This is a genomic window from Mycobacterium sp. NGS69 (assembly GCF_059812165.1).
Genome location: NZ_JCALCD010000003.1, coordinates 680892 through 697645, shown reverse-complemented (window position 1 = coordinate 697645; position 16754 = coordinate 680892). Strand labels below are relative to the sequence as shown.

Here is a 16754-nt window from a genome sequence, read left to right as displayed (position 1 = left end):
GGGCGGTGACCGGATCCCGATACGCGCGGCTGTCCCGCCCGGAGCTGTCCGTCCTGGTTCCCGAACTGCTGCTGATCGGGCACATGATCGACCGCTCCGGGATGGCGTGGTGCATCACGGAGTTCGGCCGCGAGGAGATGGTGCAGATCGCCATCGAGGAGTGGGCCGGCGCGAGCCCGATCTACACCAGGCGCATGCAGCGGGCGCTGAACTACGAGGGCGACGACGTGCCCACCATCTTCAAGGGCCTGCAGCTCGACATCGGCGCGCCGCCGCAATTCATGGACTTCCGCTACACCATTCACGACCGTTGGCACGGGGAGTTCCAGCTCGACCACTGCGGCGCGCTGCTCGACGTGGAGCCGATGGGCGACGAGTACGTCTTCGGGATGTGCCACACCATCGAGGATCCGACGTTCGACGCCACCGCGGTCGCGACCAACCCGCGCGCGCAGATGCGTCCCATCCACCGGCCGCCACGGGTGCCGGCGGACCGGCAGCCGCACTGCGCGTGGACCGTCGTCATCGACGAGTCCTACCCCGAAGCGCAGAGCATCCCGGCGCTGGACATCGTTCGCCAAACACGCGCCGCCACTTGGGAATTGGATCCGATCGACCGCTCCGACGAGGGCCAGGCCGATTATTCCGGACCGTTGCTGTCCGATTTCGACTTCGAGGCGTTCTCGCACTCGGCGCTGGTGCGGATGGCCGACGAGGTGTGCCTGCAGATGCACCTGCTGTATCTGTCGTTCGCCGTCGCAGTGCGGGCGCGCGCGGCCAGCGACGCCCAGGCCGTCGACGTGTGCACCCGCGGCCTGACCGGCCTGGCCGGGCTTGGGGCCGAACGGATCCACCGCGCACTGCAATTGCCCGGCGGGATCGAGGGAACCCGCAGGGTGCTCGAGCTGCACCCGCTGCTCAACCCCGCGGGCTACGTCATCGCGGAAATGGCGCAGAACCGGCTGACGGTGCACCGTTCGCCCGCCCACGACGACGCCGCGTGGGTATCGCTGTGCTCGCCGGAATCCGTGCAGCCGCTGCAGGCGATCGCCACCGCGGTCGACCCGCGCCTCGAGGTGCGGGTCAGCGGCACCAAGACCGACTGGACCGCCGAGCTGGTGCAAACCGACACCGCGGCAAAGGAACTGCCGGAGGTGCAGGTCGCGAAGGTCAGCCGCGGATCGACGTTCCAATTCGAGCCGAGGCGCTCGCTGCCGCTCACTGTGATCTGAGCACCCGCGTTCTGTCAAGGGAGGCGTCGATACCGTTTCGGTGACGACACGGCATCGACCGTATACCAATGAGCTTGCGGCCGGGCTGAATACGGCCGGTGCGCGGCTATGGTTGACGCTGGCCACCGACCCTATAGACGAAAGTTCTCGCTCTATGTACGACCCAGTGGGGTTGTCGATCGGGACCGCGAACCTCGTCGCTGCGCGCGACGGAAGTTCGCCGGTTGCACGCCGTGCGGTGCTGACGCTTTATCCGCACTGCGCGCCGAAAATCGGCTTGCCCAAAGAGAACCCGGCGCTGTCCGAGCCCGGCGTGCTCATGCGGGGCTTCGTGGAGCGCGTCGGTGACTCGGTCGCGCTGGTGTCACCCGACGGGTCCGCCCACGACCCGGACCTCCTCATGGTGGAGGCGCTGGACGCGATGGTGGCGGCCGCCGGGGCCGACTCCGGCGCGTCGGAGATCTCCATCGCCGTCCCGGCGTATTGGAAACCCGGCACGGTGCAGGCGCTGCGCAACGGTCTACGAACGCATTTGGGCTTCGTCCGAAGCGGCATGGCGCCCCGCCTGGTTTCCGACGCGATCGCGGCGCTGACGGCGGCGAACGCGGAGCTGTGCCTCGCGGCCACCGGGGTGGTCGGCCTGCTCGATTTCGGTGGCGGCGGCACCTCGGCCACCTTGGTCAACCTGGCCGGCGACTTCGAACTCGTCACACCCACAATGCGTTACGCCGCCTTCTCCGGCGACGAGATCGACCAGGCCTTGTTGCTCAAGGTCTTCGAGGAACTCGGGCACGGCAGCGGGATGGACCCGGCCAGCACCGCGGCGGTCGGTCAGCTCGGCCTGCTCCGGGAGCACTGCCGCGTGGCCAAGGAGCAGCTGTCCACTCAAACGGTGGCCGAATTCTCGGCCGAGCTCGGTGGTCGCCGGTGCACCATGAAGCTGACCCGCGACGAGCTGGGCGACCTGATCCAGGACCGGCTGTCCGGCTTCATCTACGCGTTCGACGAGATGCTGGTCCGGCACAAGAGGAGCTGGTCCGACCTGTCGGCGGTCGTCATGGTCGGCGGTGGGGCCAGCATTCCCCTTGTCAAGGAACGCCTTTCGGTGCACGGTCGCCGTCCCGTCGTCAGCCCGTTGGAGCCGGCGCACGCCGCGGCCGTGGGCGCGCTGCAGATCGCCGCCCGCGGGGAGCGGCTGGATCTCCGCACGCACACCTCCATCGGGTTGCTCACGGCGGCCGCCGGGGAGATCGTGGGACTGCCGGCCGGCGATGTGTTGGTGATCGACGACGAGGCGCTCACGGACCGCGAATTGGCCTGGTCGCAAACCGAATACGGCCCCGACATCCGGGTGCCCTACAGCCCCACTGCCTTCGACGAAGAAGGCGGGTCCGGCTGGTCGATGCGCCTCAACGTCATCGAGCCGCCGAAAGAGAGCTCGTGGCGGCGGCTCCGGTTCTCGCAGTTGGTCGTCGGGATGTGCGCCGTCGTCGCCATGACCTCGATCGGCGGCGTGGCCTACACCCTGTCGGGCATCGAAAACCACCAGGCACCACCGGCGCCCACCGTCGCGCCCCTGCCCGCGCCGCCCGTGAGTTCGCTGCCGCAACGGCCAGTGCCCCCGCCGCCGACGCCCGTTCCGCCGCCGCCCAGCGCCGCACCGGTGCCCAGCCCGCCACCGCCACCGCCACCGCCGCCCCCGCCCGCCCCGCCGGCGCCGGTGATCGTCACCACGGCGCCGCCGGTCGTCCCCACGCGGCATCCCGCGCCGCCGGTCACCACCCAGCCCCCGGTCACGACGGCGATGACCACCACGCCTCCGCCGCCCCCGCCGCCGACGACGACGCCCCCCGCGGCCCAGACGACGACGCCCACGACGACGGTGCCGATGACGACGCAGTGGATCCACGTGCCGCTGCTGCCGGTGCCGATACCGGTTCCGGTGCCGGCCAGCCAGGCGCCCCAGACGCCTGCGGCCCCGCAGTATCCGGGGAATTCGCAGAATCCGTTCCTGAGTCCGGGGTATTGATCGAGCCCTGTGACCTGCGTCAATCACAGCTGAATCGAACGAGCGCATCCGGCCGCACGCGAGTAGCGTGGTGTCACCCAGTCGGGCGGGGTCTGTTTTGTGGTGCCCTCTGTTGAGGGTCTCCGAGGACCTTGGAGGCGCAAGTGGAAATTGTGCTCGGGGTGTCGATGGCACCCACGATGGTGCGGTTGGTCCTCATCGAGGGCCAGAACGCCGACGGTGTCACGGTCGAAGAGGACCGCTTCGCAGTTGCCGCCGGTGAGGACTCGGGAAGCTCCTTGGCGGCCGATCAAGTGATCGCCGCAATTGTCGGGACCCGGGAAGGCGCGACGGCGAGTCACTGCCGGCTGACCTCGACCGGGGTGACGTGGACCGACCCCGCCGACGTCGGTGCGCTGCGGGATGCGATCGCCTCGCACGCCGTCGGCGCGGTCATGCTGGTCTCCCCGTTGCTCGCCGCGGCGGCGTTGGCGCAGACCGTGGGTGAAGCGCTCGGTTACGAGCACATCGCGATGTTGTTCGTCGAGCACGACAGCGCGACGTCGGCGGTCGTCGAGGTGGCCGACGGTTCGATCGCCGATCTGCACCGGCAACAGCTTCTGGGCGACATTGGCGACGAACTCCCCGCGATGGTGGTCGGGCTCGACCGGCGGGCCGAGGGCGTGTTTGTCGTCGGCTCCGGGTCGGGGTGGGGCGGCGACGTGTTCGCGATCAAGGCCGCGCTCGAGGCCGCGACGGCGCTCGACGTGACGGTGCCCGAGGAGCCGGACATGGCGCTGGCCCGCGGGGCCGCACTGGCGTCGGCGAACGCGCCGCTGTTCGCGTCGTCGACGGCCGCGCTGGCCTACTCCCTGGATCCGGGCACCGGCGAGATGGATTCCCAAGCGGTCACGTCGACCTACCTGGACGTCTGTGGCAACGCCGACCCGGGCGATGGGGCACTGGCTTACAGCGCCCTGGAATTCGAGGCGGAGGACGGCGTGAGCTCGCGTGGGCGCGGGCCGTTCGTGCTCGCCGGCAGCGCGCTGGCCGCGATCTCGGCCGCCGCGGCGGGCGTCATGGTGGTTTCGCTGGCGTCGGACACGCATCGGGCCCCGGCCCCGCAGCCCACCCCGCAGGCCGTGGCGCCGGCGAATCGGGTACCGCCGCCGGAGGCGCAGCTGCCCGTCCCCAGCCCGCCCGGCCCCGCGGCGCCCGCGGTGGCGGCGCCGCCCGCGCCGGCCCCCGAGGTCGCCCCGCCGGCCCCGCCCGCTGCGGCGTCCGAGGTCGCCCCGCCGGCCCCGGCCGCACCGGCGCCTCCGAGGCAGCCGGCGCCGGTGGTCCAGCAGGCGCCCGCCCCGCCGCTGCGGCGCGCACCAATGCGGCGCGCGCCGGAAGCGGCGCCGCCCCCCGCGCAGCAGGCACCGGCCCCGCCGCCGGCCGCCGCGCCGCCCGAGCCGGTCGCGGCCCCCGCCCCGCCGCCGCCGTACCGGCGGCCGCCTCTGACCCTGTACCTGCACTTCCCGTTCTTCACGGTGCCAGTACCGATCAACCCGCCACCGCCGCCGGCCCAACCGCCGCCCGGCCCCGTCGGCCCGCCCGTGGCACGAGGCGGCGACTGAGCGCACACTGGGCAGTAACGCTGTGAGTGCAAGGAGGCCTGCGTGGGCGAGTACGGTGCGTTCGGGTTCGATCCCGAGGATTTCGACCGCGTGATCAGGGAGGGCAGCGAGGGGCTGCGCGACGTGTTCGAGAAACTCGGCAGATTTGTCACCGCGCCGGTGCCGGGGACAAGTTGGTCCGCGTTATTCGAGGACCTGTCCCGGCGGCCCCGCCGCGGGCCGGAGACCGCCGGCGAGGCCGGCGACGGGGTATGGGCGATCTACACCGTGGACGCCGACGGCGGCGCCCACGTCGAACAGGTTTACGCGAGCGAACTCGATGCGCTGCGCGCCAACAAGAACAACGTTGACCCCAAGCGCAAGGTGCGCTTCCTGCCCTACGGCATCGCGGTCAGCGTCCTCGACGACGATTCGGATTCGGCGGAGTCCACCTAGCCGGACTGCGCGTTCAGCCCTGCTGCACCACGTTGGAACCGCCGGCGTTGCTGATCTTCGGGTTGCCCGAGTGGTAAGTGATCTTGTTGTCGAAGCCGGAGGCGTCGATGCTGTCGACGGCGTCGACGGTGATGGCGTTCTGGACGCCGGACACCGTGAGGCTCTTGCAGTGACCGGTGATCACGACCGTGTTGGAAACCCCGCTCACGCTCACGATGTTGTCGTTGCAGGCGACGGTGCGGTTCTCGTTGATCCCGGAGATGCTGAGGCTGCCGCCCGGCGGCGCGGTGGGTGACGTCGACGGCGTCGTCGTCCGGGTCTTCGAGGGGGCGGGTTTCCGGGACGTGCTCGAGGGCGGACCGAACGTCGCGGTGACGCTGGGCATGGTGGGCGTCGAGCTGATCATCGACCGGACACCCGAAAGCTGGTGTGCGGCAAAGGCGGCGATGCCGCCGGCCAGGGCCAGGAACCCGACCACGATCACGGTGCCCAGGATCCACCACGTGCGGTTGCCCGAGGGGGAGCGCGGCGGGGGCCCGGAGAGCGGGCCGCCGTAGGTCCATGGGCTCTGCGGCGGCGGTGGGGGCGGCGGGCCGGGTGGAGCGGGCGGATACGGGTAGCCGCCGGGCGGCGGCGCCTGGCCGGACTCGGACGCACGTGCCGTGTCGGCCAGGGGGCGCTCGAGTTCCCTGATGCGCTCTTCCGGGTCGTCCTGCGAGTTCATGGACAGATGCTCCCATTCGATCGCCCCCAATGGGTAGTTTCAGCACCGTGCCCGACTTGCCGAACCGCCAGATCCTGTTGCGTCGCCGCCCGACCGGGCTGGTCCAGCCCGGGGACACCGAGCTGGTCACCACGCCGGCGCCCGAACCCGCGGAGGGCGAGGCGCTCCTGCGAACCACCTACGTCGGCCTCGACGCCGCCGTGCGCACCTGGCTGAACGACCAACCGGGCTACCTTCCGCCGGTACAACTGGGCGAGGTGATCCGGGCGGCCGGGATCGGCGAGGTGGTGGCGACGCGCTGCGACGCCTTCAAGATCGGCGACGTCGTCACCACCCTGAGCGGCTTCCAGGAGTACGTGATCATCCGCGACGATGTGTTCAGCACACCCGTTCCGGGAAGGGGGGCGGTGGATCATCTGGCGGTGATGTCCGTGTACGGCCCGACCGGGGCCACCGCCTACATCGGAATGATGGACATTGGCCGGCCGCAGCCCGGGGAGACGGTGGTGGTGTCGGCCGCCGCGGGTGCCACCGGGTCGATAGCCGGGCAGATCGCCAAGATCGCCGGCGCCCGCGTGGTGGGCATCGCGGGCGGCCCGGAGAAGTGCCGGGCGGTGGTGGAGGACTTCGGATTCGACGCGTGCATCGACTACAAGAACGAGGACGTCGCCGCGGCGCTCAAACAGCATTGCCCGCGCCGCGTCAACGTCTACTTCGACAACGTCGGTGGGCCGATCCTCGACGCGGTGCTGGGCCGGTTGGCGACCAAGGCGCGGGTGGTGCTCTGCGGCGTCATCTCCAGCTACCTCACCGGCCAGCACCCCGGGCCGGCCAACTACGTGAACCTGCTATCCAAGACCGCGCTGATGCAGGGCTTCAACGCGCTCGACGACTGGGGCCGCTTCGACGAGGCGCATGCCGCGCTTCGCCAGTGGGAGCAGGAGGGCCGAATCAAGGCGCGCCAGACCGTGTTTGAGGGCGTCGAGTCCTGCGTCGACGCCCTCAACGGCCTGTTCACCGGGGCCAACATCGGCAAGATGTTGGTCAAGCTGAGCGAACCGGCTTCCGGTTAGCCCTCACCGAGGACGCGGTGCAGCGTCTTCTTGGCGTCGGTGAGCGCCTCCAGCACCTTGGTTCGGGTCTCGGCGAGCTGCTGCTTCTGCTCGTCGGTGCCCGACCAGGCGATGGTGCGGGCCAGGCCCGCGATCTCAAAGAGTGTTCTGCGGATCTTGAACACGTCGCCGAACTTGGCCGCCCGCCCCAGGAAGGCGTGTGCCGTCTCGCTGCTGACGCCCCGCCAGGCCAGCAGGTTGCGGCCCAGCTCGGTCAGCGTCGCGACTCCGTTGTCGACCGTGACCACACCCCGCCCGGCCAGCAGGCCGATGGCGAGCTCCGCCACGTCCTGCGGCGGCGTGAACGCGCCCTCGGTCGCGTCGGACACCCGCTGCACGATCTGCGCGGCGTCGGCCGGCCCGTCGAGCAGCAACGCCGCGGTGACGAACGCCGCACGCTTGAGGAAGGGGCGCCGGCCGGGCCCGCCGTGGCCGAAGCCGCCCTTGAACCCGCCGTGCCCCCAATCCTTTTCGCCCCAGCCCCCGAAACCGGGGCCACCGAAGCCCGGGCCGCCGAAACCGGGCCCGCCGAAACCGGGACCACCGAAACCACCGAAAAATCCACCAGACATCGCTGTCGTTCCTTTCCACATTGGACTATCAAGCTCCTTGATACCACCGCGGTCGGGGATGTCAAGGAAATTGATGGTTGTGGTCCTTGGGCGGCGGGCCACGTGCCAGCATGAGGGACATGACTCAATCCCACGAGGCGCCGCTGGGGTTTTTGCTGTACCGGGTTATGGCGGCGCTGCGGCCGCAGGTCGCCGCGGAGCTCAAACCGCTGGGCCTGTCGCTGCCCGAGTTCGTGTGCATGCGGATCCTGTCCAACCACCCCGGGCTCACCAGCGCCGAGCTGGCGCGCGGCACCCACGTCTCGGCGCAGGCGGCCAACCAGGTGCTGCACGCGCTCGAGGAGCGCGGTGCGCTGAGCCGTCCGGCGTCGACACCCTGGGGCCGGGCCATGCCGGCCCAGCTCACCCGCCGCGGCAAGGCGCTGCTCAAACGGGCCGACGCCGCGGTCCGCACGGCCGATCAACGGATCCTGGGCCGGCTCACCGCCGACGAGCAGCGTCAGCTCAAGCAACTGCTTTACGCGGCGGGGACCCGCGCGGCGGCGGATTGGGACCCGGATCTGCCCCGCTAGCAGCGGTTAGTCCGCGGAATTGGCTGGCGACGCACCGGCTCGCGAGATGCGGGCCGCCCCCGCGGCGTGGTTTTATAACACCGTTTGCGAGAGTTGCCCAGGGGGATCGTGGCCCGCTTGAGGCCGCGGCGGTAGAGATTGGTGGTAGTGCAAATGGATCGTCGCAGCATGTTGCTGACCACGGGACTCGGCATGCTGGCGGCGGTGGCGGCGAGCCCCATCCCGGAGGCGCTGGCCGACCCGTCGCTCCCGGCGCCGCCGAAGGCGCCGTCGGCCGGGCCCGGCGGCTACATTTTCTCCGACGATTTCGACGGTCCGGCGGGCTCGGCTCCGGACCCGGCCAAGTGGACGGTGCAGACCTGGCAGGACGACGTGTTCCCGCCGGTCGCGGGGATCTACCGCGATGACCGCCGAAACATCTTTCAGGACGGCAACTCCAACCTTGTGCTGCGTGCCACCCAGGAAGGCGACACCTACTACGGCGCCAAGCTGCGCGGCAACTTCCGCAGCATGATCAACCAGACCTGGGAAGCGAAGATCAAGCTGAACTGTTTGGACCCGGGCCTGTGGTCCGCGTTCTGGGGTGTCAACGAGGACCCGCTGCCCGACGGCGAGGTTGACCTTTTCGAGTGGTACGGCAACGGCTCGTGGCCCCCGGGAACCACGGTCCACGCGGCGTCCAACGGGAAGACCTGGGAGGGGAAATCGATCCCCGGGTTGGTCGACGGCGGTTGGCACACGTGGCAAATGCATTGGGGCGAAAACGGATTCCAGTTTTCGCGCGACGGGTCGCAGTACTTCACCGTTCCGAACAAGCCCATCCACGTCCACGGCGGCGCCCCCGACGACTTCCGGTGGCCGTTCAACAACCCCGGCTACTGGATGACACCCATGTTCACGCTGGCGGTCGGCGGCGTCGGCGCCGGCGATCCTGCCGCGGCGACCTACCCGGCGGACATGCTCGTCGACTACATCCGCATCTGGTGAGCCTCAGCGTTCGGCCTTGAGCACCTGAACCAGGTTGAACTGCCAGCGTTCGACCAGCCGGAGGCCCAGGTTGTGCGTCACCGCGAAGGCGGGGGTTGGTCCGTAGACCGGGCCGGGCGGAAGCGCCGGGCCCTGCTCGTGGCCGGGCACGGTGGGGTCGGCCTGGGTGATGATCCACACGACGCCGCACCGGCCCAACGGCCCGGTGACGACCTCCGGGATGAGGTTGGTGTCGAAGACGTCGCGGCGGTCCGTCGCGCGTTGCCACAGCGTGAGGTCGACCAGTTTCCGGTAGGCATCCGGGCGCGCGGCCAGCAGCGGGCGCATCGGGGCGGGCATGAACGTCACCGTGTCGTTCACCAGCAGGCAATCGCCCGGCGCCGCCTTGGCGGTGATCAGATCGGCCACCTGGCTGTAGTCCATCCCGTACTTGGCGTACGGGTTGCGTTGCGCCCGAGCATAGTTCGGTGCTGCGGCGACGGCGAAAAGGGTGACCAGCGCCGCCGCCGCCCACGGCCTGGCGGTCGCGGCGGCGGTGCAGACTCCCAGGATCAGCGCCATCGCCGGCGCGGTGAAGGCCAGATAACGCGGCGTGTAGATCGGGTGGGCCAGCGCCGAGAAGAGCACGATCAGGGCCGTCGGTATCGTCAGCCACGCGACGGCGATGGTCGACAGTTGCCGATCCCCTGGCGCCAGGCGCGTGGACCGGCTGAGCCACAAGACAATTGCCGCGGTCACCACCAGCGCCGAGAGCACCGCGAACGGCGGGCTGCGCTCGAAGTACTGCTGGACCACCACGTCTTCGATCGTCCGGTGCCCGATCGTCGGCACCCACTTGATCTGCGGGGATTGTCGGGCGACCGCTGCCAAGAACGGCGCCAGGACGCCCACCGCCAGCGCCGCCGTAATGGCGAAGCGCAGCAGTACTTTTCGGGCCGGGACGAAGACGGCGATGAACACCAGGTGCGCCAACACCAGCAGCGCCAGGTACGCGTCGAGCAGGATCGACACGGCCAGGGCGACGCCGTACGACAGCCATAACAATGGGCCGTTGCGGCGCGCCGCGACGACCAGCAGCACGGTTATCCACACGGCGGCCATCATCGAAAGGGCGTACGGCCGCGCCTCGACGCCTGCCCACGTCGTCCGGGGCAGGACCCCGCACAGCACCCCGGCCGCCACCGCGACGGTGCGCGACGATAACTGCCTGCCCAGGACCACCACGCCGGCCGCGGCGCCGCCCACCGCCAGACCGCTTGGCACGCGGGACCAGAACTCGGTGGGCGGAAAGATCTGGAACCAGCCGTGCATGAGCAGGTAGTACAGGCCGTGCACCGCGTCGACGTTGCCCAGCATCTGCCATAGCTGATACAGGGATCGGCTGTAGGAAGCCGAGATGGTGGCGGCCTCGTCGTACCAGAACGACGGGCGGGCGGCGCCGGCCAAACTTATTGCGGCCGCGAGGACTCCGACCACCAGCGGGTCGAACGCTTGTCGTGACTCGCGGGTATCGGAGGCGCTCACCGCCCGCTATGTTGCCAGACGCGCCGACCGAGCCGTCAGCCGTTGTTCAGGTACAGGTACCACAGCCCGTCGGCGCCCTCGCGGCACGCGTAGTGGGTGTAGCGCCCGTTGTCGTATTCGATCTCGACGTGCGGGCCGTCGACGAGGCAGGCGGCCTCGGTCGAGTAGACGCCCTCGACCTGAACCTCGTCGGCGTTGGCCACGCCCACTGCCGTGGTCAGCAGCCCGCCCAGCGCCAGGAAGCCGGCGGCGATCAACGTCCTCATCTGGATCTTCCCCTCGATATCGGTGACGCGACTATAGACATGTCCCGCGCGCACCATCCGGAAATGGCATTGCTCATCAATCACGGATTCGAACGTATGATCGACAAATGGGCGACCTGGCGTCGATCGGATACAACGGGCAGCCGGTCCGCGACCCGTTCCGCATGGTGCGCCCGCCGATCGCCGTGCTGGTTGACCTGACGGTGCTCTTCCCGCGCGAGCCCCACCGCTCGGGGCGGTATCAGCCCAACGGCCTGCAGCTGCACAAGGTCGTCGAGGGCCGGTTGAGTTGCTGGGGCATCTGCGAGCAGGGCGACTGGTGGGGGCTGGTCACCTATCCGATCGCCTACGGCTCCAAGCGGAAGACCGTGACGCACTGGGTGCCCGCCTGGACGCTGCGCCGGAAAGGCTGAGCAATGCGATGATTGCTGCCCGTGGCAGACAACCTGGCTTCCGTTCTGACCAAGCTCATTCCGCTCGGGGTGGTCATCGCGGTCTCACCGATCACGGTCATCCCGGCCGTGCTGGTCTTACACGCGCCGCGGCCTCGGCCGACCAGCCTCGCGTTCCTGGGCGGGTGGTTGGTGGGCATGGCCGCCCTCACGGCGGCGTTCGTCGGGGCCTCCGACCTGTTGGGCGGCCTGCACCAGACGCCGCCGAAGTGGGCCTCGTGGCTGCGCGTGGTGCTGGGTCTGGCGCTCATCGTGTTCGGCGTGTTCCGCTGGCTGGGCCGGCATCGTCAGGGCAAGACCCCGGCCTGGATGCGTTCGTTCTCGAAGCTGACCCCGCTGCGCGCCGGCGTGACCGGGGTGGTGCTGACGGTGGTGCGCCTGGAGGTGCTGATCCTGTGCGCGGTCGCCGGCCTGGCGATCGGCACGGGCGGGCTCGGTGTCGCGGCCGGCTGGGTGTCGGGTGCCGTCTTCGTCGCGGTGTCCTCGGCGACGGTCGCCGCGCCGATACTGGCCTACGTCGGCTCCGGCGGCCGCCTCGATGACGCGCTGGAACGGCTCAAGGTGTGGATGGAGCAGAACCACGCCGCCATGCTCGCGGTCATCCTGGTCCTGATCGGTTTGTTGGTGCTTTACAACGGAATTCACGCGCTGTAGCGGCGCGGCAGGCTAGATTGCTGCCCATGGCAGGAAGCTGGGCTACCGTGGCGACCGGGCTGATTCCGCTCGGGTTGGTCATCTCGCTGTCGCCGCTCACGGTGATCCCCGCGGTGCTGGTCCTGCAGGCACCGCGGGCCCGCCCGAGCAGCCTCACGTTCCTCGCCGGTTGGGTGCTGGGCATCGCCGCGCTGACGGCGCTGTCCGTCGCCGCCTCCGGCCTGCTCGGCGGCCTGGACAAGTCGCCGCCGCGGTGGTCGTCCTGGCTGCGGGTGGTGCTCGGGGCGGCGCTGATCGTCTACGGCATCTTCAAATGGTTCACCCGGCACGGCCACACCGAGTCGCCGGCCTGGATGCGAACGTTCGACACCATCACCCCGGCCCGCGCCGGGCTTACCGGGACGGCGCTGGCGGTGGTGCGGCCCGACGTGTCGCTCATCTGCGTGCCGGCCGGGCTGGCCATCGGCACCGCCGGGCTGGGCGTCGGCGGGGACTGGCTGGCGGCCGCGTTCTTCGTCGTCGTCGCCGCGTCCAGCGTCGCGATCCCGATCCTCGCCTACGCGGCCGCCGGTCAGCGCCTCGACCCGACGCTGGCGCGGGTCAAGGACTGGATGGACAAGAACAACGCCGCCCTGCTGGCGGTGCTGTTGGTCGTGATCGGTGCGATGGTGCTCTCCCACGGCATTCGCGCCCTGTATCACCTGTAGCCGCCGTCGGACAGGCCCGCGTCTTGCTCGAGCCGGTTCGTCTTGCCCAGGGCCAACTCGCGGACCAGTTCCCAGCCGTAGCCGCCGAGCATGCCCAGGTAGCCCCTCGCCGCCCATTGCCGGCAGTGCCGCTCCTCGTGGTGCAGCACCCGGTCCAAGTCGGGGCCGCTCGGCGCAAGCCCATACCGAACGATCCGGCGCAGCCGCTCGGCCGGATCGGTGAGCTCGCCGCCGTTGAGCATGAAGATGTCGCCCCAGGTGGTGCCGCCGCGGCGGCTGAACTGCCGTTGCAGCCAATTGCCACCCACACCCATCAGGATGCCGTTCGGCGTCGTCACCAGCCGGCCCCCGTTGCGGTGCACGAACCGGACGTCGCGGGAATAGCTCCAGCGATTTGCGTTCTGCCGCTTGATGATCCGTGCGACCTCCGCGGCGCAGTAGGGCGCCTCGGGAAAGTCCGGGGGCCGGCGGCCCGGTTTGTCGTAGTCGGTTCCCGCGTTGAGGACGTAGGTCATCAGCGTCGCCCGGCGCGCGTCGTCCCCGCCGATCCCCGGCGGCAACAGGAAGAAGGACTTGCCGTGCGGGTCCTTGATCTCCTCGGCCTGCCCGAGGATCGCAAAGCTCTCCGGCGTGACGGCGTGCCGCCGGGCGATCTCGGCGACCGCGTCCGCGGGCACCCCGCGACGGCGGGCGTTTTGCCGCCACGCCTCGGAGTAGCCGGTTGCGCGCACGCTTGCCAATTTAGGGTGGAGTCGATGAACAAGCGGCCCTGGCAACGCCCGAGCGGCGTCAAGCAGATCACCCGCGGACTGGGCACCCTCGATCGAGAGCTGTTCGAGGCGATCGCCGAGACGTCCACCCCGCTGCTGGACACGCTCATGCCGCCGCTGACCCGGGCGGCCGATCACTCCAAGCTGTGGCTGGCCATAGCCGCGGCGCTGCTCTCGTCGGGCAAACGGTCCGCGCAGCGTGGCGCGACCCGCGGCGTCGTCACGCTCGGGGCCACCAGCCTGGTCACCAACCAGGTCGCCAAGCGAATCCGCCCGCGCCCGCGGCCCGTCTACGACTCGGTGCCGCTGGTCAGGCAGGTGCGCCGCCGTCCCACCTCCAACTCGCTGCCGTCGGGACACTCGGCCAGCGCCGCCGCGTTCGCCGTCGGGGTGGGGCTGGAGAATCCCCCGCTGGGCTTCGTCCTGGCGCTGCTCGCCGGCCTGGTCGGGCTGTCGCGGGTGGCGACGGGCGCGCACTACCCCGGTGACGTCCTCGCCGGATTCGGCATCGGTGCCGGCGTTGCGGTGCTGGGCGGCCGGCTCGTCCCGCCGATCGTCGAAACGGCGCTGCCCCGGAGCGAACCGCTGACCGTCGACACGCCGCGACGGCCCGACGGCGCCGGCGTCGTCCTCGTCATCAACCCGGCGTCGGGAAGCGGCACGGGCGCCCGCGTCGCCGACGAGATCCGCGCCAAGCTACCCAAGGCGGAGATCGTCGAATTGGGACCCGGCGAGGACCCCGAGCCGGCATTGCGCCGCGCGGCCGAACGCGCCGAGGTGCTGGCGGTCGGCGGCGGCGACGGCACCGTGGCGGCCGCCGCGTCCGTCGCCGTCGACGCCGGGCTCCCGCTGGCCGTCTTTCCCGCCGGAACGTTCAACCACTTCGCCAAGGACATTGGCTGCGAGACGGTGGCAAAGACGGTGGCCGCGATCCGACGCGGCAGCGTGGTCCGCGTTGACCTGGTGTGCCTCAACGAAACCCGGATGGTGCTCAACACGGCGAGCATCGGCGCCTATCCGAAGTTCGTGCAGCGGCGCGAAAAACTCGAGAAGCGCGTCGGCAAGCCGGTGGCCAGCTTCTACGCGCTGCTGCGCACGCTGCGCACCGACCGGCCCGTCACCATCCGCTACGACAACAAGACCCTGCAGACGTCGCTGTTGTTTCTCGGCAACTCGGTGTATCTGCCGAGCGGATTCGCGCCGGCGTGTCGGACCCACATGGACGACGGCCTGATCGACGTGCGCATCCTGGAGGCCGGCCGCCCGTGGGCGCGGACCCGGATCCTGGCCGCGCTGGCGTTGGGACGCCTGCCGCGCAGCAAGCTCTACCACGAGCTGCGGGTGCCGGAGTTCAGCTTCTCCGCCGTCGACGGCCCGACGGTCGTCGCGCACGACGGCGAGGTCGGCGAGCGCTACGACCACGCCAGCTTCGCCGCGAAGTACCGGATCCTGCCGGTGTTCCGGCCGCCGGCAACCGTTTAACAGCCCCGACACAGGGCCCGCTTAGCTTCGCCTCAGCGACCGGGTGTTTCCTCGGAGGGTTGCTGCGATGACCACTGAAACTTGGGATCGGTAGGCCGGGCACGCGATAACGATTTTGCCTATTCGGCGACCACCGGGCGGTCGCCGCGTCGGTCGGAGGTCGGGATGTCCTATTTGTTTGCGGTCCCTGAGTACGTGACGGCGGCGGCGTCGGATTTGGCGAACGTCGGTTCGACGATCAGCGCGGCCAACGCCGCGGCGGCGGCCCCGACGACGGCGCTGGTGGCCGCGGGCGCCGACGAGGTGTCGGCGGCGGTCGCGACGTTGTTCGGCGCGCACGCGCAGGCCTACCAGGCGATCAGCGCCGAGGCGGTGGCGTTTCACCAGCGGTTCGTCGAGCTGCTGAATGCGGGGGCGGGCTCCTACGCCGCCGCCGAGGCCGCCAACGCCAATCCCCTGCAGGGGCTGCTCAACGACATCAACGCGCCCTTCGAGGCGCTGCTGGGCCGGCCGCTGATCGGCAACGGCGCCGACGGCACCCCCGGCACCGGCGCCAACGGCCAGAACGGCGGGCTGCTGTGGGGCAACGGCGGGGCCGGCGGCTCCGGCGGGCCGGGCCAGAACGGCGGCAGCGGTGGCAGCGGCGGGTTCTTGTTCGGCGACGGCGGCCGCGGCGGGAACGGCGGGAACGCGATCGGCGCCGGGGTCGCCGGCTTCGGCGGCAACGGCGGCAATGCCGTCGGGCTGTTGGGCAACGGGGGCGGCGGCGGGACCGGCGGTGTCAGCATCAACGGGGTCGGCGGCGACGGCGGCTTCGGCGGAAACGGCGGAATCCTGATCGGCAACGGCGGCATCGGCGGGACCGGTGGCAACGGCTTCGTCGCCGGCTGGGGCGCCGCCGGCGGCAACGGCAGCAGCTTGATCTACGGCCTGGGCGGCGCCGGCGGCGCCGGCGGGTCCAGCCTCACCTTCAGCAACGGCCTCGCGGGCGTCGGCGGCGCCGGCGGCAGCGGCGGCGCCCTCTTCAACCTCATCGGCACCGGGGCCGACGGCGGCGCCGGAGGGGCGGCCGTCGGCGCCGGCAACATCGGCGGCCAGGGCGGCCAGGGCGGCAGCGGCAGCGGTCTCGTCTTCGGCCTGGGCGGCCACGGCGGCCACGGCGGCACCGCCCTGACGCCGGGCGGCACCGGCGGGCCCGGCGGATACGGCGGCGACAACGGTTACGTGTTCAGCGACGGCGCCGGCAGCATCTACGCCGGGGGTTCCTTCTTCGGCATCGGCGGGGCCGGCGGCGACGGCGGGGCCGCCCAGGCCGGCGGCCACGGCGGCACCGGCGGGCTCGGCGGCCTCGGCGGCCTGCTGTTCGGCATCGGCGGCCACGGCGGCAACGGCTACGGCGCGGCCGGCCTGGCGTTCGGGGGCAACGGCAGCCAGGGCGGCTACGGCGGCCTGCTGTTCGGCATCGGCGGCGCCGGCGGCAACGGCGGCGCCGGGGTCGTCCCCGGCGTCGGCGGCCAAGGCGGCTTCGGCGGGTATTACCTGTTCGGCCCCAACGGCCCGAACGGCTTACCGGGGTGATTTGCGATCGATCTACTCGAAGAGACCTCGGACAATTGCCGTGGCAATGGCGTGGGC

At 70.7% G+C, this 16754-nt stretch carries 17 protein-coding genes; 12 read left to right on the top strand and 5 right to left on the bottom strand.

Annotated elements, in window-relative coordinates; all coding sequences use genetic code 11:
• Positions 1 to 5 precede the first annotated feature (5 nt).
• The 4 genes from AC5Y2S_RS12670 to AC5Y2S_RS12655 all read left to right on the top strand — a co-directional run bounded on the left by AC5Y2S_RS12670 (position 6) and on the right by AC5Y2S_RS12655 (position 5297).
• Positions 6 to 1232 carry a hypothetical protein gene (locus tag AC5Y2S_RS12670; RefSeq protein WP_499956467.1) on the top strand — a complete coding sequence of 409 codons (1227 nt, stop codon included), beginning with the start codon at positions 6 to 8 and terminating at the stop codon, positions 1230 to 1232.
• A 154-nt stretch (positions 1233 to 1386) separates the two neighbouring features.
• On the top strand, positions 1387 to 3261 hold the full coding sequence (locus tag AC5Y2S_RS12665; RefSeq protein WP_499956466.1) for an Hsp70 family protein: 1875 nt from the start codon (positions 1387 to 1389) through the stop codon (positions 3259 to 3261).
• Between the two features lie 143 nt (positions 3262 to 3404).
• A complete protein-coding gene (locus tag AC5Y2S_RS12660; RefSeq protein WP_499956465.1) occupies positions 3405 to 4862 on the top strand; it encodes a DUF7159 family protein in 1458 nt (485 codons plus the stop codon).
• Between the two features lie 42 nt (positions 4863 to 4904).
• A complete protein-coding gene (locus tag AC5Y2S_RS12655; protein WP_499956464.1) occupies positions 4905 to 5297 on the top strand; it encodes an Rv0313 family protein in 393 nt (130 codons plus the stop codon).
• 13 nt (positions 5298 to 5310) lie between these two features.
• Here AC5Y2S_RS12655 and AC5Y2S_RS12650 read toward each other — a convergent pair whose 3' ends face one another.
• Positions 5311 to 6021, bottom strand: coding sequence for a DUF3060 domain-containing protein (locus AC5Y2S_RS12650; RefSeq protein WP_499956463.1), 711 nt, complete (start codon positions 6019 to 6021; stop codon positions 5311 to 5313).
• Between the two features lie 47 nt (positions 6022 to 6068).
• On the opposite strand from AC5Y2S_RS12650, the gene AC5Y2S_RS12645 reads away from it, so the two are divergent.
• On the top strand, positions 6069 to 7094 hold the full coding sequence (locus AC5Y2S_RS12645) for an NADP-dependent oxidoreductase (protein ID WP_499956537.1): 1026 nt from the start codon (positions 6069 to 6071) through the stop codon (positions 7092 to 7094).
• Here the strand turns inward: AC5Y2S_RS12645 and AC5Y2S_RS12640 are convergent.
• On the bottom strand, positions 7091 to 7705 hold the full coding sequence (locus AC5Y2S_RS12640; RefSeq protein ID WP_499902937.1) for a hypothetical protein: 615 nt from the start codon (positions 7703 to 7705) through the stop codon (positions 7091 to 7093). The two genes, AC5Y2S_RS12645 and AC5Y2S_RS12640, sit on opposite strands and share 4 nt — an antisense overlap.
• Before the next feature lie 119 nt (positions 7706 to 7824).
• Between AC5Y2S_RS12640 and AC5Y2S_RS12635 the strand changes: the two genes are divergently transcribed.
• A complete protein-coding gene (locus AC5Y2S_RS12635) occupies positions 7825 to 8277 on the top strand; it encodes a MarR family winged helix-turn-helix transcriptional regulator (RefSeq protein WP_499956462.1) in 453 nt (150 codons plus the stop codon).
• 153 nt (positions 8278 to 8430) lie between these two features.
• Entirely contained in the window at positions 8431 to 9264 is an 834-nt protein-coding gene (locus AC5Y2S_RS12630; protein ID WP_499902939.1) for a family 16 glycosylhydrolase, read from the top strand.
• 3 nt (positions 9265 to 9267) lie between these two features.
• Here AC5Y2S_RS12630 and AC5Y2S_RS12625 read toward each other — a convergent pair whose 3' ends face one another.
• Positions 9268 to 10788 carry a glycosyltransferase family 39 protein gene (locus tag AC5Y2S_RS12625; protein ID WP_499956461.1) on the bottom strand — a complete coding sequence of 507 codons (1521 nt, stop codon included), beginning with the start codon at positions 10786 to 10788 and terminating at the stop codon, positions 9268 to 9270.
• A gap of 35 nt (positions 10789 to 10823) precedes the next feature.
• A complete protein-coding gene (locus tag AC5Y2S_RS12620) occupies positions 10824 to 11138 on the bottom strand; it encodes a hypothetical protein (protein ID WP_499902941.1) in 315 nt (104 codons plus the stop codon).
• Positions 11139 to 11161: 23 nt separating this feature from the next.
• Between AC5Y2S_RS12620 and AC5Y2S_RS12615 the strand changes: the two genes are divergently transcribed.
• From AC5Y2S_RS12615 to AC5Y2S_RS12605, 3 genes are read left to right on the top strand one after another with little or no spacing between them, the layout of a single operon-like run.
• Positions 11162 to 11467 carry a hypothetical protein gene (locus tag AC5Y2S_RS12615; RefSeq protein WP_499902942.1) on the top strand — a complete coding sequence of 102 codons (306 nt, stop codon included), beginning with the start codon at positions 11162 to 11164 and terminating at the stop codon, positions 11465 to 11467.
• Between the two features lie 21 nt (positions 11468 to 11488).
• Entirely contained in the window at positions 11489 to 12160 is a 672-nt protein-coding gene (locus AC5Y2S_RS12610) for a GAP family protein (protein WP_499956460.1), read from the top strand.
• A 26-nt stretch (positions 12161 to 12186) separates the two neighbouring features.
• Positions 12187 to 12867 (top strand): GAP family protein, encoded by a 681-nt coding sequence (locus AC5Y2S_RS12605; RefSeq protein WP_499956459.1) that lies wholly within the window; start codon positions 12187 to 12189, stop codon positions 12865 to 12867.
• Here the strand turns inward: AC5Y2S_RS12605 and AC5Y2S_RS12600 are convergent.
• Positions 12858 to 13598 carry a hypothetical protein gene (locus tag AC5Y2S_RS12600; RefSeq protein WP_499956458.1) on the bottom strand — a complete coding sequence of 247 codons (741 nt, stop codon included), beginning with the start codon at positions 13596 to 13598 and terminating at the stop codon, positions 12858 to 12860. The genes AC5Y2S_RS12605 and AC5Y2S_RS12600 overlap by 10 nt on opposite strands.
• A gap of 24 nt (positions 13599 to 13622) precedes the next feature.
• Here AC5Y2S_RS12600 and AC5Y2S_RS12595 point away from each other — a divergent pair, with 24 nt between their 5' ends.
• Positions 13623 to 15119 carry a bifunctional phosphatase PAP2/diacylglycerol kinase family protein gene (locus AC5Y2S_RS12595; protein WP_499956457.1) on the top strand — a complete coding sequence of 499 codons (1497 nt, stop codon included), beginning with the start codon at positions 13623 to 13625 and terminating at the stop codon, positions 15117 to 15119.
• 165 nt (positions 15120 to 15284) lie between these two features.
• The gene (locus AC5Y2S_RS12590) at positions 15285 to 16697 is read left to right on the top strand and encodes a PE family protein (RefSeq protein ID WP_499956456.1); all 1413 of its coding nucleotides are present in this window, start codon (positions 15285 to 15287) and stop codon (positions 16695 to 16697) included.
• Positions 16698 to 16754 lie beyond the last annotated feature (57 nt).

Excerpts from the sequence above, each read along its gene's own strand:
- AC5Y2S_RS12665 (WP_499956466.1), top strand. The coding sequence starts at position 1,387 with ATGTACGACCCAGTGGGGTTGTCGATCGGGACCGCGAACCTCGTCGCT.
- AC5Y2S_RS12650 (WP_499956463.1), bottom strand. The coding sequence starts at position 6,021 with ATGAACTCGCAGGACGACCCGGAAGAGCGCATCAGGGAACTCGAGCGC.
- AC5Y2S_RS12640 (WP_499902937.1), bottom strand. The coding sequence starts at position 7,705 with ATGTCTGGTGGATTTTTCGGTGGTTTCGGTGGTCCCGGTTTCGGCGGG.
- AC5Y2S_RS12635 (WP_499956462.1), top strand. The coding sequence starts at position 7,825 with ATGACTCAATCCCACGAGGCGCCGCTGGGGTTTTTGCTGTACCGGGTT.
- AC5Y2S_RS12630 (WP_499902939.1), top strand. The coding sequence starts at position 8,431 with ATGGATCGTCGCAGCATGTTGCTGACCACGGGACTCGGCATGCTGGCG.
- AC5Y2S_RS12615 (WP_499902942.1), top strand. The coding sequence starts at position 11,162 with ATGGGCGACCTGGCGTCGATCGGATACAACGGGCAGCCGGTCCGCGAC.
- AC5Y2S_RS12605 (WP_499956459.1), top strand. The coding sequence starts at position 12,187 with ATGGCAGGAAGCTGGGCTACCGTGGCGACCGGGCTGATTCCGCTCGGG.
- AC5Y2S_RS12595 (WP_499956457.1), top strand. The coding sequence starts at position 13,623 with ATGAACAAGCGGCCCTGGCAACGCCCGAGCGGCGTCAAGCAGATCACC.
- AC5Y2S_RS12590 (WP_499956456.1), top strand. The coding sequence starts at position 15,285 with ATGTCCTATTTGTTTGCGGTCCCTGAGTACGTGACGGCGGCGGCGTCG.